Genomic DNA, 24053 nt, shown 5'->3' with positions numbered 1-24053 from the left:
CCGCCTGTCATTCAGGCGGATTTGAACGGCGTCGATGCGGGCCTCCGCCCGTTGCCCAGAGAGGGATCTTCCATGCGCGCGACTCTTCTTGCCGGCGTGTCGGCGGCGGTCTTCGGTCTTGCTGTCTCCACGGCCTCGGCCGAGGCCCCTGACGCGGCCTTCAACCGCATCTCGACTTTCAACGTGGTGGCGAACCTGCCCGCCGGCGCCGACCCGGCCAAGTCGACCGCCGCCGAGATCATCACCTTCACCGAGGACGGCCGGACGCTGATCTACAGCGACAGCCCCGGCAAGCGCATCGGCTTCATCGACATCACCGATCCGGCGATGCCGAAGCCGGCGGGCGTCGTCGCCCTCGACGGCGAGCCCACCACCACCGTGGTGATCGGCAGCAAGGCCTATGTCGGGGTGAATACCTCGGAATCGAAAGCCAATCCTTCTGGCCATCTCGCCGTGGTCGACATCGCCTCCCGCAAGGTCGAGGACAAGATCGATCTGGGCGGCCAGCCCGATTCCGTGACCAAGAGCCCTGACGGCAGCTACCTCGCCATCGCGATCGAGAACGAGCGCGACGAGGAAGTGAACGACGGCGCCATTCCGCAGTCTCCGCCGGGTAACCTGACCTATTTCGAGGTGAAGAACGGCCGCGTCGTCGACGAGTCCAAGAAGGTGGTGGACCTGACCGGCCTCGCTGCCGTCGCGCCGGAGGATCCGGAGCCGGAATATGTCGACATCAACGCCCGCAACGAGGTGGTCGTTACGCTTCAGGAGAACAACCACGTTGTGGTGGTCGATCTGCCGACCGGCAAGGTGACCTCGCATTTCTCCGCCGGCACCGTGGACCTCGACAAGATCGACACCAAGAAGGACAAGGTGATCGACCTGTCCGGCTCGCTGAAGGCGGTGCCCCGCGAGCCCGATACCGTGCAGTGGCTCGACGAGGACCGCTTCGTCATCGCCAATGAGGGCGACTGGAAGGGCGGCTCGCGCGGCTTCAGCATCTTCGACAAGACCGGCAAGCTGCTGTTCGAGAGCGGCGCGGCGCCTGAGCATCTCGCCGTCCGGCTCGGCCACTATCCCGACAAGCGCAACAAGAAGGGCATCGAGATGGAGGGCGCGGAAGTCGCGACCTTCGCCGGCGAGCGCCTGATCTTCGTCGCGTCGGAGCGCGGTTCGCTGGTCTTCGTCTATCGCGACAAGGGCGGTGCCGAGGCGCCGGAGTTCCTGCAGGTACTGCCGGGCGGCGTGGGACCTGAGGGCCTGATCGCCATTCCGGCCCGCGACCTGTTCGTCACCGCCTCGGAGACCGATCTGCGCGAGGATGGCGGCATCGGTTCGGTCGTCACCGTCTATCAGCGTCAACCCGGCGCGAAGCCGGCCTATCCGACGATCCTTTCCGCCGACGGGACGGACGGGCTGCCGATCTGGTGGTCGGCCCTGTCGGGCTTCGCCGCCGATCCGAAGACGCCGGGCAAGCTCTACGCCGTCACCGACAGCGCTTATGCCCAGGCGCGCATCCTGACCGTCGACGCCACGGCGCTGCCGGCGGAGATCGTCGCAGCGACCGTGCTCACCAAGGGTGGCGAGCCGGCCAAGGACCTCGATCTCGAAGGGATTGCCGTGCGTCCGGAAGGCGGCTTCTGGGTGGTGTCGGAAGGCAATCCGGAGAAGAAGGAGAAGCCCACGCAGAACCTGCTGCTGCGTGTCGACGCCGACGGGGTGGTCGCGGAGGAGATCGCTCTCCCGGAAGCGCTGGCCGGGCAGGCGACCCGCTTCGGCTTCGAGGGTGTGGCGGTGGCTGGTTCGGGCGCCGACGAGACCGTATGGATCGCCGTCCAGCGCGAGTGGAAGGACGATCCCAAGGGCTTCGTGAAGCTTCTCGCCTACAAGCCGGCGGTGAAGAGCTGGAGCTACGTGCGCTACCCGCTCGACACAGTTGCCAAGGGTTGGGTCGGCCTGTCCGAGCTCACGCCTTACAAGGACGGCTTCATTGCCATCGAGCGCGACAACCAGATCGGAGTGGACGCGAAGATCAAGAAGCTGACCTTCGTCTCGCTGAAGGGCGTGACGCCGGCGCCGCTGGGCAGCGAGGCGCAGCCGCCGGTCCTTTCCAAGAGCGAGGTGAAGGACCTGCTGCCGCTGCTTCAGGCGCCGAAGGGCTATGTGCTCGACAAGGTGGAGAGCTTCGCCATCGATGCCGCCGGCAACGCCTTCATCGTCACCGACAATGACGGTGTGGACGGTTCTTCTGGGGAGACGCAGTTCATCGCTATCGGCAAGCTGGACTGAGCAGCGGAATAGGTGAGGCGGGCGCTCCGGGGCGCCCGCTTATGTTTTGAAATTACTGGGTTTTCAGTCCAGAACGGCCGCCTTGAGCAGGCAGACCATGGTAGCATGCGCGTGCTCGCTACCGAGGTTGCGGATGATGTGGCGGCGGTCGCAACGGTAGCGTAGCGTCTCACCCGCCCGCGCGGTCTCGATGATGTCGCCGCACTCCACCTGGAGCTCGCCGGAGAGCACCGACAGGCACTCCACCGAGCCGCGCTGGTGGCCGTCGGAGACCAGCTCGCCGCCCGGTTCGGCAACGAAATCAAACCATTGCAGCCATTCCACCGTCTTGATCCAGCCGGTGATGGTGAGGCGGCACTTGCCGTCCTCGGAGACCAGGATCGGCGTGTCGCCACGGGTCAGGTGCTCGACGAAGGGCTCGTCGTCGGTCGCCGCCATGAAGCGATCGATCGATACATCAAGGGCTTGCGAGAGACGCCAGACGGTTGCGAGCGTCGGGTTGGTCTCGTTGCGCTCGATCTGGCTGATGATCGACTTGGCGACGCCGGACTGTTCCGAAAGCTCGGAAAGCGAGAGATTGTAGGCCTTGCGCAGGCGCTGGATGGTGCGGCCGAGCTGGCCCGTGATGGCCTGTGCCCCGGCATCCATGCCGCCTCGATCAAGACTGCGCGTGCGGCCCGACATGCCCGCTCCTGGTTTGCGTTATGGGACATACATTTAGGTCGCCCCGGCAAGGCGGTGCAAGCGTGGTGCGGCGAGTAGCGGAATCCGTAGCGCAACAGTGCCGAAATCGGGTGCGTGCTACCTGCTACCGGATTAAGCTCGTTGCATGATGCAGAGCAACGCACTCCCCACCATCGACGACGTGGCCTCCGCCGCCGAGCGCCTTTCCGGCGTGGCGGTGCGCACGCCGCTGATCTCCTCGCCGCGCCTCGACGAGATGGTCGGGGGCCGCGTGTTCCTCAAGCCCGAGCCGCTGCAGCGCACCGGCTCGTTCAAGTTCCGCGGCGCCTATAACCGCATTTCCCGCATCCCCGAGGACCAGCGCGCCGGCGGCGTGGTGGCCTGCTCGTCCGGCAACCACGCGCAGGGCGTGGCGGCGGCGGCGACGCTGATGGGCATGCCTTCGGTCATCGTGATGCCGAAGGATGCGCCGGCGATGAAGCGGGCGCGCACCATCGCCTTCGGCGGCGAGGTGGTGGAGTACGACCGTGAGCATGACGACCGCGACGCCATCGCCGGCGAGATCGCGCGCGAGCGCGGCGCGGTGTTCGTGCCGCCCTATGACGATTTCCACATCATCGCTGGGCAGGGCACGGTAGGGCTGGAGATCGCGGAAGACCTCGCCGCGCGCGGCCTCGTGCCGGACGTGGTGGTGGCCAACGCCTCTGGCGGCGGCCTGATCTCGGGCATCGCGCTGGCGGTGAAGCATCACTTTCCCGAGGCGCGGGTGATGACCGCCGAGCCGGCCGGTTTCGACGATCATGCGCGCTCCTTCCGCTCCGGCGGGCGCGAGCGCAACAACCGGGTCACGGGCTCGATCTGCGACGCGCTGCTGGCGGCGACGCCGGGCAAGCTGACCTTCGAGATTTCCTCGCGCATCGTCGGCGAGGGCGTGTCCGCCACCGACGAGGAAGTGGCGCGGGCGGTGGCCTTCGCCTTCGAGGAACTGAAGATCGTGGTGGAGCCCGGCGGGGCGGTGGCGCTGGCCGCCGTGCTGGCCGGCAAGCTGGACCTGAAGGGCAAGGTCGCCGCCATCGTGCTGTCCGGCGGCAATGTCGACGGCGCTCTCTTCGCCCGCTGCCTCGCCGCGGCCTGAAGACCGGAGCTCAGCTCACCGCAGCCTGCTGCCGGGCGGCGTTCGCGCGGGCGTGGGCGGTCTCGATATTGCCCAGGAACTGCTCGGTGCAGGCCCGCCAGGTGAAGCGCAGCGCATAGGCGCGCGCGGCGGCGCGGTCGAGTTCGAGCGCGCCGAGGGCCGACTGCCGGAGATCGTCCGCGAGGATGCCGACCGGCGTGCCCGAAGCGGCCTCGCCGATCACGTCGCGCGGGCCGGTGACGGGGAAGGCCGCGACGGGCAGGCCGCTCGCCAGCGCTTCCAGCAGCACGATGCCGAAGGTGTCGGTCAGGCTCGGAAAGACGAAGACATCGGCCGCCGCGTAGATGCGGGCCAGCGCCTCGCCTTCCTTCAGCCCGAGGAAATGCACGTTGGGGTGCCGCGCCTGAAGCTCGGCACGGGCCGGACCCTCGCCGACCACCACCTTGCTGCCGGGCAGGTCGAGATCGAGGAAGGCGGAGATGTTCTTCTCGACCGCCACCCGGCCCACCGAGAGGAAGATGGGGCGCGGCAGGTCGCGCACGAGGCCGTCGAGTTCCTCATAGGGGCGTGGGCGGAACAGCTCCGCATCGACGCCGCGCGACCAGCGCATGATGTTGCGGAAGCCGCGCTCGCGCAGTTCGGCCTCCAGCGTGGGGGTGGAGACCATCACCCCGGCGCCGGCATTGTGGAAGCGCCGCAGCCACGCATAGGACAGTGCCTCCGGCACCGGCGCGCGGGCCGAGAGATATTCCGGGAAGCGCGTGTGGTAGCTGGTGGTGAAGCTCTGCCCGCGCCCGAGGCAGACGCGCCGAGCCATCAGGCCGATGGGGCCTTCGGTGGCGATGTGCACGAAATCGGCGCCGATCTCGTCCATGCGGCGCGCCACGCGGCCGGGCGTGGCGAGAGCGAGGCGGATCTCGCGATAGGTCGGCATCGGCACGGTGCGGAAATCGAGCGGGGTGAGGAAGTCGATGCGCGCACCCAGCGTCGCGGCCTCGCGCGCCGTGTTCTGCAGCGAGCGGACGACTCCGTTCACCTGCGGGAGCCAGGCATCCGTCGCGATGAGAATGTGCATCAGGCAGCGACCTTCGGCCGTTCGAGCAGCAATGGCGCGTTCACCCGCGCCCGGGTGTGGCGGGCCCAGTCGATCAGCTCGAAGCGGCCATCCTCGTGCTCGACGATCGCCGTGCAGCTTTCGACCCAGTCGCCGCAGTTAAGATACTGGACGCCGAAGCCATCGTGAATGACGGCGTGATGGATGTGGCCGCAGATCACGCCGTCCACCTTGTGGCGGCGGGCCTCGGTCGCCACGGCTTCCTCGAAGCGGCCGATGAAGTTGACCGCGTTCTTCACCTTCAGCTTGGCCCACTGGCTCAGAGACCAATAGGGAAAGCCGAGCTTGCGCCGTATCCAGTTGAGATAGGTGTTGATGCCGAGCGCGGCGGTGTAGGCGCCGTCGCCGAGGAAGGCGAGCCATTTGGCGTGGCGGACCACGACGTCGAACACGTCGCCGTGGATGACGAGGTAGCGCTTGCCGTCGGCGGCTTCGTGGACCGCCGTGTCGACCACCTCGATGCCGCCGAAATGATTGCCGTAATAGTCGCGAAGGAATTCATCGTGGTTCCCCGGGAGGTAGACGATGCGCGCGCCCTTGCGGCCCTTTCGCAGCAGCTTCTGCACCACGTCGTTGTGGGCCTGCGGCCAGTACCAGCCGGAGCGCAGGCGCCAGCCGTCCACGATGTCGCCGACGAGGTAGATGCTGTCCGCGTCGTGGTAGCGCAGGAAATCCAGCAGCAGATCGGCCTGGCACCCCTTGGTGCCGAGATGGATGTCGGACAGGAAGAGGCTGCGGTACCGGCGCGCCTCGGGTGCGTCGTTCACCTCGGAAGCCATCTCGGTCATGCCCTCCAGCGGGCCCGGCGATGCGTTCATGAGCGGACATAAGCCCGACTCGCATCACGCTTTTATGACGGATGCTGCGCCGCAGCGCCGTTGAGTCCGCGAGGGCAGGAGGCTCACATGAAGAGCATCGCCACACTGGCGGCGACGAGCGCGGCCATCACGTAGTTGACGATGCGCTGCTGGCCGGGCGTCGCGAGCAGGCGGGCGAGCAGGGCGCCGAAGCCGGCCCACAGGCACAGGCTCGGGAAGGTGACGATGCCGGAGACGGCGGCGATCATCGCCACCTCGGCGAACAGGCGCTCCCCGCCCACGGTGGTGAAGGCCGGGACCATACTGAGCGCGAGGGTCCATGCCTTCGGGTTGACCCACTGGAACAGCGCCGATTGCAGCAGTGTCATCGGCTGCTCCATGGCGGTGCCGCCGCCGGGTCCGCCGGCATTGGCGATCTTCCAGGCGAGATAGAGCAGATAGAGCGAGCCGACGACCTTGAGCGTCTGGTGCATGTAGGGGATCGCCATGAACAGCGTTCCCAGCCCCATGCCGATGGCGACGATCATGACCGTGAAGCCGACGGTGACGCCCCAGATCTGCGGCAGGGTGCGCCGGAAGCCGAAGGCGGCGCCCGAGCCGGCCGAGATCATGTTGTTGGGGCCCGGCGTGAGCGCGCCCGCGAGGGCGAACAGGAACAGGGGTAGGAACGGGCTCGGCACGGGAGACTCCTCGGCCCGCCGGCGGCGCCGGCTCGGGCCGCGCAGAGCTAGAGCGCCGGTTCGCCGGGCGCAACCCGAAACGGCGCGGCCTCGCCGGCAAAAGAAAGACGCCGCCGGCAGGGAGCCGGCGGCGCGTGTCGTGGGCGGGCGCGCGATGCGCCGGGCGATGTCGTCAGTGGGCGACGAGCAGCGGCACCGGCGGCTCGGTGAGCAGGGAGGCGGTGACGCCGCCGAGCACCATCTCGGCAAGGCGGGAGCGGCTGTAGACGCCCATCACCAGCAGATCGGCCTTGAACTTCTGCGCCTCGTTGGCGATGGCGGTGCCGACCGGGCTCTCGACCGCGTGGCGGTGGCGGGCGTTCACGCCATGGGTGGCGAGATAGGCGGCGAGGCGGGCACCGGATTCGGCGACCGAGGCGTCGCCTTCCTCGATGGTGAGCACTTCCACCTCTTCGGCGGTGGCGAGCAGGGGCAGGGCGAAGCGCACCGCATGGCCGGCCTCGCGCGAGGGCTTCCAGGCCACGAGCACGCGCCCGATGCGGGCCGGCACCGGCTTGCCGGTCGGCACCACCGCCACCGGGCCGTTGCAGGCGAGGGCGAGGTGCTCGGGCAGGGTGGCCGCGAGCTGGTCGTCCACCGTGCCGTAGGGCGTCTCGCTGACCACGGTGACGTCGGCGAAGGTCACTTCATTGCGGAGCGCGGAAGTGACCTCGCCCTCGACCGTCTGCCAGGTGGTGGCCACGCCGGCCGCGGCGGCGGCCTGCTCGAAGTGGGCCTTGAGGCCGGCTTCCTTCTGCCTGGCCTCGTGCACCAGCTCGTTGACGTAGATGGAGAGGGCACGGCCGACGCGCGGCACGCCGGCGGGATAGAGCGTGTAGATCGCCTTCAGCGCGGCGCCGGACTGGCGGGCCAGGGCGACGGCGAAGGCGAGGCGATCATCGAACCCCGAGTCGGGCGCGGCGTGCAGGAGGACGGTACGGATGGACATGGGCGCTTCTCTCCGATGGCGGGAAGTTCTTGGTTTTGACGTAAGGTCACAACGGCGGTGATGAGAATTCGGAAAACCACGATCCGCAAGAGGCATTAGGTATTTTCGATACCGTATCGCGGCGATGACCGCCATGCCTTCGCGCGCGCACTTCACGACCTCGCGAACGCGACCTCCGGCCGATTGCGATTGTTTTGAGCACCAATAAGGTGGCCCCGGGACGTGCTGCGTCGCAGCACGGGAGTGAGGGAGCATTCCATGGTTCGTCGCCTGACGGCTGCCACCGCAGTCGCCATGTTCGCCGTCGTCGCCGCCACCGCGGTCGTCGCGCAGTCCGATGTCGTCAAGCAGCGCCAGGCGGTGCTGAAGGAGTTCGGCACCCTGACCCGCCCGGTGGGCGGCATGCTGCGCGGAAGCGCCGCGTTCGACCTCGCGGCGGTGCAGGCGGCGCTCGACGCCTACATCAAGGGCGCCAAGGCGCTGCCGGGCCTGTTCCCCGAGGGCTCGGGCCCCGGCGCGGGGACCGATGCGCTGGCGGCGGTGTGGAAGGACAAGGCCGATTTCGACGCCCGCTTCGCCAGGTTCGAGGCCGACGCCACCGCCGCGCGGGCGGCGATCACCGACGAGGCGAGCTTCAAGGCCAACATGCCCGGCGTGCTGCGCAGCTGCGGCGGCTGCCACGATGTCTATCGCCAGAAGAGCTGACGTGACCGCCTCCGCCGAATCGCCGGCGCGCGTGCTGGCGTGGGACCTGCCGACGCGGCTGGCCAAATGGCTGCTGGCCGCGCTGGTGGGGCTCGCCTTCGCCAGCAAGTACTACGGCGATATCGGGCTCGTCTGGCACCAGTGGAACGGGCTCGCCATCCTCGTGCTGGTGGTGTTCCGGCTGTTCTGGGGAATCGTCGGCGGCTCGACGGCACGCTTTGCCGGCTTCCTGCGCGGGCCGGGCGCGGTGGCCGCCTATGCGGCGAGCCTGCTGCGCGGGCGCCCGCAGCATTTCCTCGGCCACAGTCCCGCCGGGGGATGGATGGTCGCGGCGCTGCTGGCGCTGGTGGCGGCGCAGGGCCTGACCGGGTTGTTCACCAGCGACGACATCGTGGTCTACGGGCCGATGACGGCGGTGGCGAGCGACGCCACCATCGCCAGCGCCTCGGCATGGCACCAGCGGCTCTACCCGTTCCTGCTGGCCCTGATCGGCCTGCACGTGGCGGTGAACGTCGCCTATTCGCTGTTCGGGCGGGACAATCTGATCGCCGCCATGATCACCGGCCGCAAGCCGGCCGGGAGCTTCGTCGACCGCGCGCCGGCGACGCCGGGGGCGATCGGCAGGGCGCTGGCGTGCCTCGCGGCGGCGATTGCCGTCGTGTTCGGCGGCATCGCGCTGGCGGGGGGCGATCCCTTCCCGTGAAATATAGGAGTCCGACCCGCTTGCGGGCGGGCCGGACTCGTGCTCCATGGCGCCACCATGCACGCGCTCAAGGGCATCGCGCTTCAGATCTGCGCGACGTTCCTTTTCACCATCATGTCGGCCCTTGTCCGCATCGTCTCGGATCGCGTTCCGACCGGCGAAGTGGTCTTCTCGCGCTCGTTCTTCGCCCTGTTCCCGCTGATGGCGCTGCTGGCGTGGCGCGGCGAGATCAGCGCGGCGATACGCACCGCCCATCCTCTCGGCCACATCGTGCGCGGCACCATCGGCGTCTGCGCCATGGGGCTCGGCTTCGCGGCGCTGGCGCGGCTTCCACTCGCCGACGTGACGGCGATCGGCTTCACAGCGCCGCTTCTCACCGTGGTACTGGCGGCGATCTTCCTGCGCGAGCGGGTGCAGATCTATCGCTGGGCGGCGGTGACGGTAGGCCTCGGCGGCGTGGTGGTGATGCTGTGGCCGCATATGTCGGGTGCGCTCGACAGCGTCGAGCAGGTGCTCGGTGCGACCTTCGCGCTGGTCGCCGCCGGCTGCACGGCAGGCGCGATGATCCAGGTGCGCCGGCTGACGCGGACCGAGACCACGCCCGCCATCGTGTTCTATTTCCAGGCGCTGGCGGCGGTGGCGGGGCTGGCGACGGCCGGCTGGGGCTGGGTGGTGCCAAGCGTGAGCGAGGCCGTGCTGCTGGTGACCATCGGCGTGCTCGGCGGCATCGGCCAGATCCTGCTCACCGAGAGCTACCGCTACGCGCCGGCTTCGGTCGTCGCGCCCTTCGCCTATTCGGCCATGCTGTGGTCGCTGCTGCTCGGCTTCATCCTGTTCGCCGAGATTCCGCCGCTGCTCGTGGTTATCGGCGCGGCCATCGTGATCGGCGCCGGCCTCTTCGTCATCTGGCGCGAACGCCAGCTCGGCATCGAGCGGCGCCGGGAGGAGGAGGCTGCGACGCCGCCTTCGGGGCCGGCGGCCTGACGCCTCAGAACGCCTTGAAGGTGATGATGGTCCGGGTGTCGAGGATGCCCGGGAACTGCTGCACCTTGGCGTTGACGAAATGCCCGATGTCCGTGTCCTCGGGGACGTAAAACTTCACCAGCAGGTCGAACTCGCCGGCGGTCGAGTAGATCTCCGAGGCGATCTCGGCGTCGGCGATGGCGTTCGCTACCTCATAGGAGCGGCCGAGGTGGCATTTGATCTGCATGAAGAAAGGGACCATCGCGACCTTCCGGCTTCGGGGCGGGAGGCCGATAAGGAACAGAAGCCCGGTTCGCGCGCAACCCCTCCGCGCTTCGGCGCGCGCTTGCGCCGGGGGACGGCTTCGCCTATTTCGCGAGAACGATCACGTTGGGGTGCCCATCCGCCGCAAGGCGCGCGGGCTGAGAGGCGTCTTGCCAACCCACGAACCTGATCCGGGTCATGCCGGCGGAGGAAACGGATCGCGCACGCCCGGGGCGGAGGACCGTCCGGGCGGAGACGCTCCCGGCCTTCACGCGGCGAGGGAGGCGTTGAGATGGGCGGTTCCACACCGATCGCGGTAACGATAGCGGGTTCCGATTCCGGCGGCGGTGCCGGCATCCAGGCGGACCTCAAGACCTTCTCCGCGCTGGGCGTCTACGGCGCCAGCGTCATCACCGCGCTGACGGCGCAGAACACGCTCGGCGTGACCGGCATCCACGATGTTCCGCCCGCCTTCATCGCCGCGCAGATCGATGCCGTGTTCTCCGACCTCGCGGTCGACGCGGTGAAGATCGGCATGCTCTCCCGGCCCGAGGCCATCGAGGCGGTGGCGGCGGGCCTCGCGCGGCACGGCCAGTCCACGGTCGTGCTCGACCCGGTGATGATCGCCGCGTCCGGCGACCGGCTGCTGGTGCCGGAGGCGGTGGAATCGCTGCGGTCGCTGCTGCTGCCCCGCGCGCTGCTGATCACCCCCAACCTGCCGGAGGCGGCGGCGCTGCTCGACGAGGCGCCGGCCGAAAACCTCGCTCAGGTGCGCGGGCAGGCCGAGCGGCTCAAGGCGCTGGGGCCGCGCGCGGTGCTGATCAAGGGCGGCCACGGCGAGGGGCCGGAGAGCACCGACGTGCTGCTTGACGAGGGCGGCTTCTTCGAGCTGAGCGCGCCGCGCGTCTCGACCCGCAACACGCACGGCACGGGCTGCACGCTATCCTCAGCGATCGCCGCCGGCCTTGCCAAGGGCCTGCCGCTGCGGGCGGCGGTGGAAGGGGCGAAGGACTACCTGACCCGCGCGCTCGCCCGCTCGGAGGAGCTGGAGATCGGGCGGGGCCACGGGCCGGTGCACCACTTCCACGCCTGGTGGTGAGCGCTTCGCGCTCGTAAGAGGGGAGCGGGACTGCTATCGAGGCGGCGATTTCCGCGAGTCGTCTCGTGCCCCTCATCGCCCCGCGCCACGCCATCGCCTCCGTCTATGCCGGGCTGTTCTTCGGCATCGGCGTCTTCATGCCGTTCTTCCCGATCTGGCTGGAGGGGCGGGGCTTCGACGCGGCGATGATCGCGCTGGCGCTCGCCGTGCCGCAGACGGTGCGCCTGCTCACCATGCCGCTGGGCGGCGTGCTGGCCGACCGCAGCGGCCGGCCGCGCGCCACGCTGATCGGCTACGCGCTGGCGACGGCCTTGTGCTTTGCCGGCATCGCGATCGCCCCGAATGCCACGTTCATCCTCATCGGGCTCGGTCTCACCGCCATCTTCTGGCAGCCGAGCCTGCCGGTTCTCGATGCCTATGCGGTGGCGCGGCGGCGCGAGGGAATTCTGGACTACGGGCGGGTGCGGCTGTGGGGCTCCATGGCCTTCATCGGCGGCAACCTCGTCGCCGGCGCGCTGCTGGGCGGGGTGGTCTTCGGGCAGGTGCCGCGCGACGCGGTGATCTGGCTCATCGTCGGGGCGAGCGTCGCGGCGGCGCTGGCGGCGGCGACGCTGGAGGAGGTGAAGGCGCCGCCGCGGCAGGAGGAAGGCCCGCCGGGCGGCGGGCTGGCGGGCCTCGCGCCGGTGCTGCTGGTCGGCATGGCGGCGGCGGCGCTGGCGCAGGGGTCCCATGCGGTGCTCTACGCCTTCGCCTCGATCCACTGGCACGCCAGGGGGCTCTCCGACACCGTCATCGGCCTCCTGTGGTCGCTCGGCGTCATCGCCGAGGTGGTGCTGTTCCATTTCGGCACGCGGGTGACGCGCCGGCTCGGGGCGGAGCGCCTGCTGCTGCTGGGCGGGGCGACCGGCGTGCTGCGCTTCGGCGCCATGGCCTTCGACCCGCCGACCGCCCTGCTGCTGCTGTTGCAGCCGCTGCACGCGGTGACGTTCGGCTGCACCTATCTCGGCACGGTGGAGCTGGTGGCGCGCCATGCGCCGCCGGGGCGCGGGGCGAGCGTGCAGGCGATGGCGGCGTGGGCGACGGCCATCGCCATGGCCGGGGCGACGCTGGCTTCCGGCCCGCTCTGGCAGGCCTTCGGAACGCGCGCCTTCCTCGCCTCGGCGGCCTTCGGCGCGCTGGGGGCGCTGCTCGCCCTCGTCGCCGGCCGGATGCGCGACGACCGGACCGGAGCCGGCTAGCCCCAGAGAGCGGGTTCGGGCGGATGGACCACGCTGCCCTCATAGCGCAGGGACGGCGTGCGGTCGGCGGCCAGCAGCAGCGGGCCGTCGAGATCGACCACCCGGGCGAGCGGGGTGAGCAGGAGGGCCGGGGCCATGGCGAGCGAGGTCGCCACCATGCAGCCGACCATGATGTCGAGGCCGGCCGCCTGCGCGGCGCGGGCGAGCGCCACCGCCTCGGTGAGGCCGCCCGTCTTGTCCAGCTTGATGTTGAGCGCGTCGTAGCGGCCGATCAGGCCCGGCAGGCTGTCGAGGCCGTGTGCGCTCTCGTCGGCGCAGACCGGGACCGGGCGGGCGATCCGGCCGAGAAGCGCATCGTCGGCGGCGGGCAGGGGCTGCTCGACCAGCTCGACGCCGACCTTCTCGCAGGCGGTGAGGTTGGCGACGAGGTTGGCGGCGGTCCAGCCCTCATTGGCGTCGACGATCAGCCGCACGCCGGGCACGGCCGCGCGGATGGCGGTGAGGCGCTCGGGATCGCCTTCCGCGCCGAGCTTCAGCTTGAGCAGCTCGTGCCCGCACGTGGCGGCGGTGTCCGCCATGCCCTGCGGCGTGCCGAGGCTGATCGTGTAGGCGGTGACCACCGGTTTCGGCGTCGGCAGGCCGGCGAGCTCGTGCACGCGGACGCCGGCACGCTTGGCCTCGAGGTCCCACATCGCGCAGTCGAGCGCGTTGCGCGCCGCGCCGGCCGGCAGCACGGCCTGTAGCGCCTCGCGGGTGAGGCCGGCGGCGACGGCGCCCTCGAGGGCGGTCAAAGCGGCCGTCACACCTTCCACGCTTTCGCCATAGCGCGCATAGGGCACGCATTCGCCGCGGCCGACTAAGGCGCCGTCACGCAGGGTCGCGGTGACGACGGCGGCTTCGGTCTTCGAGCCGCGGGCGATGGTGAAGCTGCCGCGGATGGGGAAGCGTTCCGGGGTGACGAGGAGCTCGGTCATGGCCAAGAAGAGGTGGGAGGAGCCGCGAATCGCGCGATGGGTTCGGAGCATAATGCTGACCGGCCGCAGGCAGGCGTCGCCGCGAAAGCACAGTGGCGGGCATTAAGCGGCCGATCCGCCATCATAAATTCGTTTCGAGGGCCGGACGGCTCGACGACCCGGACCCTCACCGCTATGAAACACATAGGGAATCTGGCGATTGGCGGCTTCGTTCCGTTGAAGGTGCCGTCAGGGAAGGAAACCGATCTTGGGAGCCGCTGAAGCGCCGCTTCTGGCCACCGCCCGCAATGGCCGCGAACTCGTGTTCGTGGGCAATGGCCGCTGGGTGGCCGGGCAGGGCCGGGCGCTGGAGGGCAGCGTCGATTCGGCGCTCGGCGAGGTGACGGCGGCGCAGACCGAGACGGCGCGGCTCGACCTTTCCGGCGTGCGCCTGTTCGACACGCTCGGCGCGGTGGTGCTGGACCGGCTGCTGCGCGGGCTCGACGCGGCCGGGGTGCGCTACCAGATCGTCGGGCTGGAACAGCGCTTCCGCCCGCTGCTCGACGAGATCATCAAGGGCTGCCACGAGGTTCCCCCGCGCAAGAAGCCGCTCAACCCGCTGGTCGGCGGCCTCTACGTCACCGGCCGCACGGTGGTCGCCACCGGCAAGGACGCGCTGGCGCTGCTGTCGTTCATCGGCGCGGTGATCACATCGTTCCTGCGCGTGATCGTGCGCCCGCACACCTTCCGCTGGACGTCGATGATCTATCACCTCGAACGCACCGGGCTGCGCGCGGTGCCGATCGTGGCGCTGATCACCTTCCTCATCGGCTGCATCATCGCGCAGCAGGGCATCTTCCATTTCCGCAAGTTCGGCGCGACGACCTATGTGGTCGACATGGTGGGCATCCTCACGCTGCGCGAGCTGGGCGTGCTGATCGTCTCCATCATGGTGGCGGGCCGTTCGGGCAGCGCCTTCACCGCGGAGCTCGGCTCCATGCGCATGCGCGAGGAGGTCGACGCGCTGCGGGTGATGGGCTTCGACCCCAACGAGGTGCTGGTGCTGCCGCGCCTCGTGGCACTGATCATCGCCGTGCCGCTGCTGACCTTCATCGGCAATATGTGCGCGCTGTTCGGCGGCGGGCTGGTGGCCTGGCTCTATGGCGACATCTCGCCGGAGATCTTCATCAACCGGCTGCGGGAGGCCATCGCCCTCAACACCTTCGAGGTCGGCATGATCAAGGCGCCGTTCATGGCCGCCATCGTCGGCCTAATCGCCTGCATGGAGGGCATGCGGGTGGGCGGCAGCGCCGAATCGCTCGGCGCGCACACCACCGCCTCGGTGGTGAAGGCGATCTTCCTCGTGATCGTGGTGGACGGCCTGTTCGCCATGTTCTTCGCCGCGATCGACATGTGAGGCGCGCGGTGCAGGCCGAAGGCGAAACCACACGGAACGGCAGCACGGCGGGGCGGGAGGTGGCACCCGGCGAGCCGATCATCCGCGTCCGCGACGTGGTGGTCGGTTTCGGCGACCGCATCATCCTCAACGGCCTGTCGCTCGACGTGATACGCGGCGAGATTCTCGGCTTCGTCGGTGCCTCCGGCGGCGGCAAGTCGGTGCTGACGCGGACCATTCTCGGGCTGGTGCCGAAGCGCTCGGGCACCGTCGAGGTGTTCGGGCAGGACCTCGACACGCTCAGCTATGCCGAGCGCCGGCAGCTGGAGCGGCGCTGGGGCGTGCTGTTCCAGCAGGGGGCGCTGTTCTCCTCGCTGAGCGTGCGGCAGAACATCCAGTTTCCGATGCGCGAATATCTCGATCTTTCCCCGGCGCTGATGGACGAGCTGACCATCGCCAAGCTGGAAATGGTGGGCCTCGCGCCGGATGTCGCGGAGAAGGCGCCGTCGGAGCTTTCAGGCGGCATGATCAAGCGCGTGGCGCTCGCCCGCGCCCTCGCGCTCGACCCGGAAATCCTGTTCCTCGATGAGCCCACATCGGGTCTCGACCCCATCGGGGCCGGGGAGTTCGACGATCTGATCGCGACATTGCAGCAGACTTTGGGGCTGACGGTATTCATGGTAACCCACGATCTCGACAGCCTTCATACGGTCTGCGATCGCATTGCGGCGCTCGGCGAGGGCAAGATCATCGCAGTCGGACCGATCGAAACCATGCTGGCGTCGAAGCATCCCTGGGTTTCCGCCTATTTCCACGGCAAGCGGGCGCGCGCCGCCGGCTTCGGGCAAGAGGAGGCGCGCTGAGGCCGACATGGAGACACGCGCCAACTATATCATTATCGGCCTGTTCACGCTTCTGGTCGTCGCGGCGGGATTCCTGTTCGTCTGGTGGTTCACCGGATCGAACAGCCGCGGGCCGCGCGTTTCCTACGACGTCGTGTTCAGCGGGGTCGTCAGCGGGCTGCAGACCGGCTCGGCGGTGACCTTCAACGGCATTCCGGTCGGCGAGGTGACGGGGCTGCGCATCGATCCGCAGGACCCGCGCAAGGTGATCGCCACCATCGCCGTGCAGCCCAGCACGCCGGTCAAGTCGGATACTCGCGCCAATCTCGATTCGCAGCTGCTCACCGGCCTCGCCTCGGTCGGGCTGGTCGGCGGGTCGACGCAGGCCCAGCCGCTGCCGACGCCGCCCGAGGGCGGACTGCCGACCATCGACGCCAACACCTCGGCGGTGCAGGACCTCATGCGCTCGGCCCGCGAGGTGCTGGGCCGGATCGGCGACATCGCCACGCGGGTGGACGACCTGATCAAGGCCAACGACTCCAAGATCGCCTCGGTGATCGACAATGTCGACAAGTTCAGCAAGGCGCTGGGCGACAACGCCGGCAGCGTCGACAGCTTCCTCAAGCAGGTGGGCGGGGCGGCCGAGCAGATCAGCCGGCTATCGGACAATCTTGACAAGGTCGTCACCTCCTTCGATCCGAAGAAGGTGGGCAACACGGTGGACGACATCAGTCGCTTCACCGCCCAGCTCGACAAGATGGCGGCGAAGTTCGACACGATCCTCGACAACGTGAACGCGATGACCACGAGCGAGGAAGGCAAGGGCATGTTCAGCGAGATCACCAGCGCCGCCGCCGAGGTGCGCAAGCTGGCCGCGAATCTCGACACGCGCACCGCCGAGCTTTCCGTCAACCTCAACAAGTTCACGGGGCCGGGCCTGCGCCAGTACGAGGCGCTGGCGGTGGACGGACGGCGCACCCTGTCCGAGATCGAGCGGGTTTTCCGCAACTTCGAACGCAACCCGCGCCAGTTCATCTTTGGCGGGACAAACGTCCCCAGCTACAGTGGGCGCTAGTCGATGGGGCTCTGGGGAACTCACGGGGGCAGGGGAGCAAACGTGACCTTTGACGAGACCGGTCGCAGCAAGCCGGGACACAGGCTTGCCGCGTGCGCCAGCGTGCTGGCTGTTGCCCTGACGCTGGGTGGATGCGGCGCGCTGCTCGCCGGCGGCGACAAATCGGTGCCGACCTTCGACCTGACGGCTCCCGGAGACTTCAGCGCGCCACGCCGCGGTACGGGACTGCTGGTGATCGGCCCGCCGAGCGCGCTGCAGGTGCTGGATACCGAGCGGATCGTCGTCGAGCCGGCGCCGGGCCAGATCACCTATCTCGACCGTGCCCAGTGGAGCGACCGCCTGCCGGCGCTGTTCCAGGCGCGGCTGATCGAGTCCTTCGAGAACGGCAATCGCGGCCGCTCGGTCGGGCGTGCGGGCGACGGGCTCAGCGCCGACTACACGCTCCTGTCGGACCTCCGTGCCTTCGGGCTGCGTACCTCGGACGGGAGTGCCGAGGCCGTGGTCGAGGTGTCGGTGAAGATCGTCGCCAGCAGCACGGGCCGGATCGCCGCGGCCGAGGTGTTCAGGGCCACGGCGCCGGCCGCCTCCACGAGCGGGCCCGATGCGACACGGGCTATCGACGCGGCCTCGGACGAGGTGTTCGTCGAGATCGTGCGCTGGGCATCGAGTCGTTTCTGAGGGTTACGGCCGATTCTTGAAGTGGAGGACGAGCCCGGCTTCGGCCGGGCTTTTTGTTATCGGTACGGGTGCCCAGATCCTCTCGATCTGTGTGTGTGCGGATCTTTCGACGGAAACAAAAAAGGCGCGGCTCGCGCCGCGCCTTTCTGCATTCGAAGGCAATTCGACTTCGATCAGAAGTCCATCCCGCCCATGCCGCCGCCCGCTGAAGTCGGCTAATGCCGACTTCAGGTTTCTGGCGTTTCGCCGGGCGGCTTCGGTGGGCGTCCTCAGAAGTCCATGCCGCCCATGCCGCCGCCCGGCATGGCCGGGGCGGGAGCGGCCTTCTTCGGCAGCTCGGCGATCATCGCCTCGGTGGTGATGAGCAGCGAGGCGACCGAGGCCGCGTTCTGCAGAGAGGAGCGCAGGACCTTGGCCGGGTCGATGACGCCCGCCTTGAACATGTCCACATACTCGCCCGACTGCGCGTTGAAGCCGTAGGCGTAGGTGTCCTTCTCAAGGATCTTGCCGACGATCAGGGAGCCGTCCTCGCCAGCATTGCTGGCGATCTGACGGGCCGGGGCCTGAATGGCGCGGCGCACGATGTCGACGCCGGTCTTCTGGTCGGGATTGGCGGTCTTGATACCGTCCAGCGCCTTGGTGGCACGCAGCAGGGCGACACCGCCGCCCGGCAGGATGCCTTCCTCGACGGCTGCGCGGGTGGCGTGCAGCGCGTCGTCCACGCGGTCCTTCTTCTCCTTGACCTCGACCTCGGTGGCGCCGCCGACGCGGATCACCGCGACGCCGCCCGCGAGCTTGGCCAGACGCTCCTGGAGCTTCTCACGGTCGTAGTCCGAGGTGGTCTCCTCGATCTGCGCCTTGATCTGCGCGACGCGGCTCTCAATGTCCTTCTTGGCGCCGGCGCCGTCGACGATGGTGGTGTTCTCCTTCTCGATCACCACCTTCTTGGCGCGGCCGAGCATGGCGAGGGTCACCGTGTCGAGCTTGATGCCGAGATCGTCGGAGATCGCGGTGCCGCCGGTCAGGATGGCGATGTCCTGCAGCATGGCCTTGCGGCGGTCGCCGAAGCCCGGCGCCTTCACGGCCGCGACCTTCAGGCCGCCGCGCAGCTTGTTGACGACGAGCGTGGCCAGGGCCTCGCCCTCGACGTCCTCGGCGATGATCAGCAGCGGCTTGGAGGTCTGCACGACGGACTCGAGGACCGGCAGCAGCTCCTGAAGGCCGGAGAGCTTCTTCTCGTGGATGAGGATATAGGGGTCCTCGAACTCGACCCGCATCTTCTCGGCATTGGTGATGAAGTAGGGCGAGAGGTAGCCGCGGTCGAACTGCATGCCCTCGACGACGTCGAGCTCGGTGTCGGCGGTCTTGGCTTCCTCGACGGTGATAACGCCCTCGTTGCCGACCTTTTGCATCGCCTCGGCGAGGAACTTGCCGACATCGGCGTCGCCATTGGCGGAGATGGTGCCGACCTGGGCGATCTCGGCGTTGGAGGTGACCTTGCGGGCGTTCTTCTTCAGGTCGGCGACGATCGCCTCGACGGCGAGGTCCACACCGCGCTTGAGGTCCATCGGGTTCATGCCGGCGGCGACCGACTTGGCGCCTTCCTTCACGATGGCCTGGGCCAGCACGGTGGCGGTGGTGGTGCCGTCGCCGGCGAGGTCATTGGTCTTCGAGGCCACTTCGCGCACCATCTGGGCGCCCATGTTCTCGAACTTGTCCTCGAGCTCGATCTCCTTGGCGACGGTGACGCCGTCCTTGGTGATGCGCGGGGCGCCGAAGCTCTTCTCGATGACGACGTTGCGGCCCTTCGGGCCGAGCGTGACCTTCACCGCGTTGGCGAGAATGTCGACGCCGCGCAGCATCTTCTCGCGCGCGTCGCCAGCGAACTTAACTTCCTTGGCAGACATGTTTCTTTCTCCGGTGAAGCGTTGCGAGCAGCGTCAGGGCTGCCTCACGCGGCCTTCTTGGCCGCGGTGGTGCCTTCCAGCACGCCGAGAATGTCGGCTTCCTTCATGATGAGGTAATCGACGCCGTCGATCTTGACCTCGGTGCCCGACCACTTGCCGAACAGCACGCGGTCGCCGGCCTTGAGGTCGGGCGGCACGAGCTTGCCGGCCTCGTCGCGGCCGCCGGGGCCGACGGCGACGACCTCGCCCTGCGAGGGCTTTTCCTTGGCGGTGTCGGGAATGATGATGCCGCCCGCGGTCTTCTCTTCCGCATCGATGCGCTTGACCACGACCCGGTCATGCAGGGGACGGAACTTCATCGGTTCTCTCCAAATCCTGAACGATCGCTTGATCCGGCAAGGCGCGGCTGGCGAGGACATGCGCCCCACGTTCCCGGCGGCTTGCCGTGGGGACATCTAGGCGGCGGGAAAATGCCGCGCAAGGTGCGCCCGGGAAAAAATTAGCAGTCATCAGCGGTGAGTGCCAACGGTTAATCCGCCGCTTTGTCAGCACTCCGTCGTCTATGCTGCCAAGGCATTGATATCGAAGGTTAATTTAGAAATTAACCTTGCCGAAGGACGGGGCTGGCCGCACAATCGGATTCGTTCGCGAAAGGAGGTTCCGCATGGCAGGACATGGGGCATCGCCGCAGGGCGTGGCGTCGCAGGGAGCGGTATCGGAGGATTTCCGCCGGCAGCTCGCAGGCTACGGGCTGACCACCGCGCAGATCCTCTACCGCATGCCGGATCATCCGGCGATCCTGCAAACCTATCTCTGGCAGCACTACGACCTGTGCCCGCATTTTCCCGAGCTGAACCGTTTCCTGGAGTTCTGGAAGCGGGAGCTGGAGGGGCCGCTGCACTCGGTGACCATCGCCCATGCACGGCTCGTCAAGCCGGCGGAATTGCGCAGCGTGGACGGCGTGTTCCGCCTGAACTGAGCCGATATCACCAACGGGCCTTTTGACCGGGCTGCCCTCTTCTTGTCGCTTCCGACGTGCTATGAGGGCGGCGAAATGGGTGCCGCCCCCGGTGTCCGTATCGGAAGCAGGCACCTGGTCAGGCCCTTGGATCATCGCTCACCGCGCACGTCGGAGCTGCTCTCCGCGATCGTCACCGCCCATTCGGCGGAACGCATCGGCGTGGGCGAGATCGTGCACGCCCTGCGCAACCGCGCCTTCGGCCTGTCGATCCTGCTGCTCGGCCTGCCCAACTGCCTGCCGATGCCGCCGGGCCTGCCGGTCATCTGCGGCGTGCTGCTGTGTCTCGTCGGCGTGCAGATGGTGATGGGGCGCGATGAGCTCTGGCTGCCGCGCTGGCTGGCAAACCGGACGATCTCGCGCGCGCTGCTGGAGAAGATCGTCAACGGCTCGCTGAAATGGATCCGCCGCTTCGAGGGCTATTCGCGCCCGCGGCTGCCCTATTTCTCCTCGCCGTCGGCGCGCTTCGTGCTGGGCGGCATGGTGGTGCTGCTCGGCCTGCTGCTGCTGCTGCCGATCCCGATCTTCGGCAATCTGCCGCCGGGCATCGCCGTCGTCATCCTCGGCCTCGGGCTGGTGGAGCGCGACGGCGTGTTCATCGCCGCCGGCGTCGTCGCCACGCTGATCAGCCTCGGCGTCATGGGCCTGTTGAGCTGGCTGCTGTTCCAGGGCGCGCTGGCCGTCATCTGACGTCCCGCCCGCCGGCTGGCGTCTCACCCCCGCCCGACGAAGGGAGCGCTGGTCGCCATGATGGTCATGGTCAGCACGTTGGCGTCGAGCGGTAGGCTCGCCATGTAGGCGACGGCGCGGCCGGCGTGGACGGGATCGAAGGTCGGCTCGACCATGATCTGGCCGTTGGCCTGGAGGATGCCGGTCTTCATTTTCACCGCCATGTCGGTGTCGGCATTGCCGATATCGATCTGCCCGCAGGCGATGTTGTGGGCCCGGCCTTCCAGCGCCACCTGCTTGGTGAGGCCGGTGACGGCGTGCTTGGTTGCCGTGTAGGGGCCGGTCAGCGGGCGCGGGGCGTGGGCGGAGATCGAGCCGTTGTTGATGATGCGGCCGCCCTTGGGGTCCTGCGCCTTCATCAGCCGGATGGCGTGCTGGGTGCACAGGAACACGCCGGTGAGGTTCACATTCACCACGCGCTGCCAGTCTTCCAGCGGAATGTCCTCGATCGGCGTCGCGGCGGACCAGCCGCCGGCATTGTTGAACAGGACGTCCAGCCGGCCGAAGCGCGCGGCGATGGTGTCGAACAGGGCGGAGACGGAGGCGGGGGCGCTGATGTCCGCGGTGACGACGTGCCCCTTGCCGTCGAGGCTCGCCGCCACGGCGTCGAGCGGCTCGGCCCGGCGCCCGGTGAGCACGACGGTGAAGCCGGCCTCGCCAAGGGCGAGCGCGGCGGCCTTGCCGATGCCGGTGCCGGCGCCGGTGACGAGGGCGATGCGATTGGCGTTCATGTGTTTCCTCCCGAGGCGGGCGAAGATGGACGAGGTGCCGGCGGCGGACAAGCCGGACGGTCGAACCGCATATCCCGCATCGCTCTTCGTCGACGGCGGGAACCTCGAAGAGATGTCCGCGTTAAAGCTGCATAGGACAAGTCATTCTGACGGGAGGTGAACGATCATGCCCGCCATTCTGATGTGGCTCATCGGTATTCCGATTCCGATCATCATTCTTTTGTACCTCATTACCTGACGAATGAGGGGCGCCCAAGCAGAAGGGCCGGTCGCAGCGATGCGTCCGGCCCTTTCTTCTGGCGATCAGCGCTGACGCCCGTAGGGCGGGCGCGGAATGGCGGTGTGCGCGGCGCGCAGGGCCGCCGACCAGCGCTCGCGCAGGTCGTGGAAATAGGGCTCACCCGGCTCGATGCGGTAGTTCAGCTCGGAATGGCCGGCATCCCGCCGCGCCACGAGAATGTCGATCGGCATGCCGACGCCGAGATTGGAGCGCATGGTCGAATCCATCGAGATCAGGCCCGACTTCAGCGCGTCGTAGAGGTCCATGTCAAAGCCGATCGAGCGGTCCAGCACCGGCTTGCCGTATTTGTGCTCGCCGATCTGCAGGAAGGGCGTGTCGCTCGTGCACTCGATGAAGTTGCCGGCCGAGTAGATCATGAACAGCCGCATCCGGCCGCCATTCACCTGCCCGCCGAACAGGAAGGAGACGTCGAAGCGGACGTCGGCGTCCTTCAGCGCGTCTCCATAAAGCTCGTAGACGTGACGCACCGCGCGGCCGACGAGCTGCGTTGCCCGGAACATCGACGAGCAGGTGGAGAGCGTCTCCTTCTGCCCGGTTTCCGGATTGTCGAGACCTTCCTGCAGCGTGCTGATCACGGCCTGGGAGATGGAGAGGTTGCCGGCGGTGGAGAGCGCCAGCACATGCCGGCCGGGCTCCTCGAACACGTGGAGCTTGCGGAAGGTCGACACGTTGTCGAGCCCCGCATTGGTCCGGGTGTCGGCGATCATGACGAGGCCGTCACGCACCAGGATACCGCAACAATAGGTCATGAAAGGCGCTTTCCCCTACGCCGCCGGTGCCTCTGGCTGGCGGCCGCTCCCGCGCCCTTATAACGGGGCGCTTTCCTGCCCGGCAACCCGGCTCCGGCCGATCCGGCGGCTCGCCCGATCGGCCGGAGCCGGGTGAAAAATGTTCCTAACCCTGAATCTGCCGGCTCGACTGGTCGACCTTGAGGGCGACGGTGAGGTTCTCGTCGCCGCCGCCATAGCGGTTGCCTCGTACCGGCGCGGCGCCGAGATAATCGAGGCCGACCGCGACCCTCACATAGGAATCGGTCGGGCACTGGCGGTTGGCGGCATCGAACCCGACCCAGCCGAGCCCTTCCACATAGGCTTCCGCCCAGGCATGGCCCGCCTGATGCCCGGCGCGCTGTTCCGGTTCCGCGCCGTCGCCGACCAGATAGCCGCTGACATAGCGGGCGGGCATGCCGAGATGGCGCGCGCAGGCGGAGAAGATGTGCGCGAAATCCTGGCAGACGCCGCGCTTGAGCTGAAAGGCCTCCGCCGCCGCGGTCGAGGCGTGGGTCGGGTCGGGATCGAAGGTCATCGCATCCGCGATCGCGTCCATCAGCCGGTGGAGCCGGGCGATGCGATCGCCCTCGCCGGTGCCGGCGGTCTCGGCGAAGGCGACGAGGTCGGCATCCATCGCGGTGAGGTCGGTGCCGCGCAGGAACAGGGACGGCGGGAAGCGCTCGCTGATGCCGCGGATGACGCCGGCGGTATCCTGCGTCTCGATCTCGCCTTCGACCAGCACCCGCAATTCGCCGATGGGCCCTTCAAGGGCGAAGGTGTGGGTGAGGTTGCCGAAAGCGTCCTCGTGCGACCGCAGCCGGCAGCCTTCCGACACGTCGATGCGCCATGAGACGACATACTGGCCGTCATGGTTGCGGGGCGTCAGGCGCAGGGTCTGGATCGCGCCGTTGGCCGGCGGATCGTAGCTGTAGGTGGTGGCGTGGTTCACATGAATACGCATGACGCGAAACCG

25 protein-coding genes are annotated in these 24053 nt (G+C 68.4%); 13 read left to right on the top strand and 12 right to left on the bottom strand.

Going from position 1 to position 24053, the window contains the following annotated elements; all coding sequences use genetic code 11:
• The first annotated feature begins 72 nt into the window (after positions 1 to 72).
• A complete protein-coding gene (locus STARVERO_RS11680) occupies positions 73 to 2289 on the top strand; it encodes an esterase-like activity of phytase family protein (protein ID WP_159598960.1) in 2217 nt (738 codons plus the stop codon).
• A gap of 63 nt (positions 2290 to 2352) precedes the next feature.
• Here STARVERO_RS11680 and STARVERO_RS11675 read toward each other — a convergent pair whose 3' ends face one another.
• Entirely contained in the window at positions 2353 to 2973 is a 621-nt protein-coding gene (locus tag STARVERO_RS11675) for a helix-turn-helix domain-containing protein (RefSeq protein ID WP_144342714.1), read from the bottom strand.
• A gap of 145 nt (positions 2974 to 3118) precedes the next feature.
• Here STARVERO_RS11675 and STARVERO_RS11670 point away from each other — a divergent pair, with 145 nt between their 5' ends.
• Positions 3119 to 4108, top strand: a complete 990-nt coding sequence (locus STARVERO_RS11670) for a threonine ammonia-lyase (protein WP_144342715.1) — start codon at positions 3119 to 3121, stop codon at positions 4106 to 4108.
• Between the two features lie 10 nt (positions 4109 to 4118).
• On the opposite strand, the gene STARVERO_RS11665 is transcribed toward STARVERO_RS11670, so the two are convergent.
• From STARVERO_RS11665 to STARVERO_RS11650, 4 genes are all read right to left on the bottom strand, one after another.
• Complete coding sequence (locus tag STARVERO_RS11665; protein WP_159598959.1) at positions 4119 to 5183, bottom strand: glycosyltransferase family 4 protein; 1065 nt, start codon at positions 5181 to 5183, stop codon at positions 4119 to 4121.
• Positions 5183 to 6001 carry a UDP-2,3-diacylglucosamine diphosphatase gene (locus STARVERO_RS11660; protein WP_186291914.1) on the bottom strand — a complete coding sequence of 273 codons (819 nt, stop codon included), beginning with the start codon at positions 5999 to 6001 and terminating at the stop codon, positions 5183 to 5185. The genes STARVERO_RS11665 and STARVERO_RS11660 overlap by 1 nt, the downstream gene beginning before the upstream one ends.
• A 122-nt stretch (positions 6002 to 6123) precedes the next feature.
• Entirely contained in the window at positions 6124 to 6720 is a 597-nt protein-coding gene (locus STARVERO_RS11655) for a LysE family translocator (protein ID WP_159598958.1), read from the bottom strand.
• A 172-nt stretch (positions 6721 to 6892) separates the two neighbouring features.
• On the bottom strand, positions 6893 to 7708 hold the full coding sequence (locus tag STARVERO_RS11650) for a universal stress protein (protein ID WP_144342719.1): 816 nt from the start codon (positions 7706 to 7708) through the stop codon (positions 6893 to 6895).
• 258 nt (positions 7709 to 7966) lie between these two features.
• On the opposite strand from STARVERO_RS11650, the gene STARVERO_RS11645 reads away from it, so the two are divergent.
• The 3 genes from STARVERO_RS11645 to STARVERO_RS11635 are packed head-to-tail and all read left to right on the top strand — an operon-like array spanning position 7967 to position 10100.
• On the top strand, positions 7967 to 8413 hold the full coding sequence (locus STARVERO_RS11645; RefSeq protein ID WP_159598957.1) for a cytochrome c: 447 nt from the start codon (positions 7967 to 7969) through the stop codon (positions 8411 to 8413).
• A gap of 1 nt (position 8414) precedes the next feature.
• On the top strand, positions 8415 to 9116 hold the full coding sequence (locus STARVERO_RS11640) for a cytochrome b/b6 domain-containing protein (RefSeq protein ID WP_244616745.1): 702 nt from the start codon (positions 8415 to 8417) through the stop codon (positions 9114 to 9116).
• 39 nt (positions 9117 to 9155) lie between these two features.
• A complete protein-coding gene (locus STARVERO_RS11635) occupies positions 9156 to 10100 on the top strand; it encodes a DMT family transporter (protein ID WP_244616744.1) in 945 nt (314 codons plus the stop codon).
• A 4-nt stretch (positions 10101 to 10104) separates the two neighbouring features.
• On the opposite strand, the gene STARVERO_RS11630 is transcribed toward STARVERO_RS11635, so the two are convergent.
• Positions 10105 to 10341 carry an Lrp/AsnC ligand binding domain-containing protein gene (locus STARVERO_RS11630; RefSeq protein ID WP_144342723.1) on the bottom strand — a complete coding sequence of 79 codons (237 nt, stop codon included), beginning with the start codon at positions 10339 to 10341 and terminating at the stop codon, positions 10105 to 10107.
• Between the two features lie 294 nt (positions 10342 to 10635).
• On the opposite strand from STARVERO_RS11630, the gene thiD reads away from it, so the two are divergent.
• Both thiD and STARVERO_RS11620 read left to right on the top strand, forming a co-directional pair.
• Positions 10636 to 11442 carry a bifunctional hydroxymethylpyrimidine kinase/phosphomethylpyrimidine kinase gene (gene thiD, locus STARVERO_RS11625; protein ID WP_159598955.1) on the top strand — a complete coding sequence of 269 codons (807 nt, stop codon included), beginning with the start codon at positions 10636 to 10638 and terminating at the stop codon, positions 11440 to 11442.
• A gap of 65 nt (positions 11443 to 11507) precedes the next feature.
• On the top strand, positions 11508 to 12680 hold the full coding sequence (locus STARVERO_RS11620; RefSeq protein ID WP_159598954.1) for an MFS transporter: 1173 nt from the start codon (positions 11508 to 11510) through the stop codon (positions 12678 to 12680).
• Here STARVERO_RS11620 and dgcA read toward each other — a convergent pair.
• On the bottom strand, positions 12677 to 13654 hold the full coding sequence (dgcA, locus tag STARVERO_RS11615; RefSeq protein ID WP_159598953.1) for an N-acetyl-D-Glu racemase DgcA: 978 nt from the start codon (positions 13652 to 13654) through the stop codon (positions 12677 to 12679). The genes STARVERO_RS11620 and dgcA overlap by 4 nt on opposite strands.
• A 247-nt stretch (positions 13655 to 13901) precedes the next feature.
• Between dgcA and STARVERO_RS11610 the strand changes: the two genes are divergently transcribed.
• The 4 genes from STARVERO_RS11610 to STARVERO_RS11595 are packed head-to-tail and all read left to right on the top strand — an operon-like array spanning position 13902 to position 17624.
• On the top strand, positions 13902 to 15050 hold the full coding sequence (locus STARVERO_RS11610; RefSeq protein WP_144342727.1) for an ABC transporter permease: 1149 nt from the start codon (positions 13902 to 13904) through the stop codon (positions 15048 to 15050).
• A 59-nt stretch (positions 15051 to 15109) separates the two neighbouring features.
• On the top strand, positions 15110 to 15892 hold the full coding sequence (locus STARVERO_RS11605) for an ABC transporter ATP-binding protein (protein WP_159601738.1): 783 nt from the start codon (positions 15110 to 15112) through the stop codon (positions 15890 to 15892).
• Between the two features lie 7 nt (positions 15893 to 15899).
• The gene (locus STARVERO_RS11600) at positions 15900 to 16946 is read left to right on the top strand and encodes an MlaD family protein (protein WP_159598952.1); all 1047 of its coding nucleotides are present in this window, start codon (positions 15900 to 15902) and stop codon (positions 16944 to 16946) included.
• Positions 16947 to 16988: 42 nt separating this feature from the next.
• Complete coding sequence (locus STARVERO_RS11595; RefSeq protein ID WP_244616743.1) at positions 16989 to 17624, top strand: ABC-type transport auxiliary lipoprotein family protein; 636 nt, start codon at positions 16989 to 16991, stop codon at positions 17622 to 17624.
• A gap of 269 nt (positions 17625 to 17893) precedes the next feature.
• Here STARVERO_RS11595 and groL read toward each other — a convergent pair whose 3' ends face one another.
• Positions 17894 to 19531: a chaperonin GroEL gene (groL, locus tag STARVERO_RS11590; RefSeq protein ID WP_159598950.1), complete on the bottom strand. Its 1638-nt coding sequence runs from the start codon at positions 19529 to 19531 to the stop codon at positions 17894 to 17896.
• 44 nt (positions 19532 to 19575) lie between these two features.
• Complete coding sequence (gene groES / locus STARVERO_RS11585; protein WP_144342731.1) at positions 19576 to 19890, bottom strand: co-chaperone GroES; 315 nt, start codon at positions 19888 to 19890, stop codon at positions 19576 to 19578.
• Between the two features lie 305 nt (positions 19891 to 20195).
• Between groES and STARVERO_RS11580 the strand changes: the two genes are divergently transcribed.
• Together STARVERO_RS11580 and STARVERO_RS11575 are read left to right on the top strand one after the other, a co-directional pair.
• Complete coding sequence (locus tag STARVERO_RS11580) at positions 20196 to 20510, top strand: usg protein (protein ID WP_159598949.1); 315 nt, start codon at positions 20196 to 20198, stop codon at positions 20508 to 20510.
• Between the two features lie 126 nt (positions 20511 to 20636).
• Positions 20637 to 21239, top strand: a complete 603-nt coding sequence (locus STARVERO_RS11575; RefSeq protein WP_186291894.1) for an exopolysaccharide biosynthesis protein — start codon at positions 20637 to 20639, stop codon at positions 21237 to 21239.
• A gap of 23 nt (positions 21240 to 21262) precedes the next feature.
• Here the strand turns inward: STARVERO_RS11575 and STARVERO_RS11570 are convergent, their stop codons facing one another.
• The 3 genes from STARVERO_RS11570 to STARVERO_RS11560 form a co-directional block, all read right to left on the bottom strand.
• Positions 21263 to 22009 (bottom strand): SDR family oxidoreductase, encoded by a 747-nt coding sequence (locus STARVERO_RS11570; protein ID WP_159598948.1) that lies wholly within the window; start codon positions 22007 to 22009, stop codon positions 21263 to 21265.
• A 303-nt stretch (positions 22010 to 22312) separates the two neighbouring features.
• Positions 22313 to 23059 (bottom strand): proteasome-type protease, encoded by a 747-nt coding sequence (locus tag STARVERO_RS11565; RefSeq protein ID WP_144342734.1) that lies wholly within the window; start codon positions 23057 to 23059, stop codon positions 22313 to 22315.
• 145 nt (positions 23060 to 23204) lie between these two features.
• On the bottom strand, positions 23205 to 24041 hold the full coding sequence (locus tag STARVERO_RS11560; RefSeq protein WP_159598947.1) for a transglutaminase family protein: 837 nt from the start codon (positions 24039 to 24041) through the stop codon (positions 23205 to 23207).
• Positions 24042 to 24053: the final 12 nt, after the last annotated feature.

Origin of the sequence: Starkeya nomas, from assembly GCF_902703545.1 — a bacterium.
Classification (GTDB): domain Bacteria; phylum Pseudomonadota; class Alphaproteobacteria; order Rhizobiales; family Xanthobacteraceae; genus Ancylobacter; species Ancylobacter moscoviensis.
This window is presented reverse-complemented; position numbering and strand designations above follow the sequence as displayed.

Excerpts from the sequence above, each read along its gene's own strand:
- STARVERO_RS11650 (WP_144342719.1), bottom strand. The coding sequence starts at position 7,708 with ATGTCCATCCGTACCGTCCTCCTGCACGCCGCGCCCGACTCGGGGTTC.
- STARVERO_RS11645 (WP_159598957.1), top strand. The coding sequence starts at position 7,967 with ATGGTTCGTCGCCTGACGGCTGCCACCGCAGTCGCCATGTTCGCCGTC.
- groL (WP_159598950.1), bottom strand. The coding sequence starts at position 19,531 with ATGTCTGCCAAGGAAGTTAAGTTCGCTGGCGACGCGCGCGAGAAGATG.
- STARVERO_RS11680 (WP_159598960.1), top strand. The coding sequence starts at position 73 with ATGCGCGCGACTCTTCTTGCCGGCGTGTCGGCGGCGGTCTTCGGTCTT.
- STARVERO_RS11570 (WP_159598948.1), bottom strand. The coding sequence starts at position 22,009 with ATGAACGCCAATCGCATCGCCCTCGTCACCGGCGCCGGCACCGGCATC.
- STARVERO_RS11630 (WP_144342723.1), bottom strand. The coding sequence starts at position 10,341 with ATGGTCCCTTTCTTCATGCAGATCAAATGCCACCTCGGCCGCTCCTAT.
- STARVERO_RS11565 (WP_144342734.1), bottom strand. The coding sequence starts at position 23,059 with ATGACCTATTGTTGCGGTATCCTGGTGCGTGACGGCCTCGTCATGATC.
- thiD (WP_159598955.1), top strand. The coding sequence starts at position 10,636 with ATGGGCGGTTCCACACCGATCGCGGTAACGATAGCGGGTTCCGATTCC.
- STARVERO_RS11580 (WP_159598949.1), top strand. The coding sequence starts at position 20,196 with ATGGCAGGACATGGGGCATCGCCGCAGGGCGTGGCGTCGCAGGGAGCG.
- groES (WP_144342731.1), bottom strand. The coding sequence starts at position 19,890 with ATGAAGTTCCGTCCCCTGCATGACCGGGTCGTGGTCAAGCGCATCGAT.
- STARVERO_RS11665 (WP_159598959.1), bottom strand. The coding sequence starts at position 5,183 with ATGCACATTCTCATCGCGACGGATGCCTGGCTCCCGCAGGTGAACGGA.
- STARVERO_RS11660 (WP_186291914.1), bottom strand. The coding sequence starts at position 6,001 with ATGGCTTCCGAGGTGAACGACGCACCCGAGGCGCGCCGGTACCGCAGC.
- STARVERO_RS11560 (WP_159598947.1), bottom strand. The coding sequence starts at position 24,041 with ATGCGTATTCATGTGAACCACGCCACCACCTACAGCTACGATCCGCCG.
- dgcA (WP_159598953.1), bottom strand. The coding sequence starts at position 13,654 with ATGACCGAGCTCCTCGTCACCCCGGAACGCTTCCCCATCCGCGGCAGC.
- STARVERO_RS11670 (WP_144342715.1), top strand. The coding sequence starts at position 3,119 with ATGATGCAGAGCAACGCACTCCCCACCATCGACGACGTGGCCTCCGCC.
- STARVERO_RS11600 (WP_159598952.1), top strand. The coding sequence starts at position 15,900 with ATGGAGACACGCGCCAACTATATCATTATCGGCCTGTTCACGCTTCTG.
- STARVERO_RS11675 (WP_144342714.1), bottom strand. The coding sequence starts at position 2,973 with ATGTCGGGCCGCACGCGCAGTCTTGATCGAGGCGGCATGGATGCCGGG.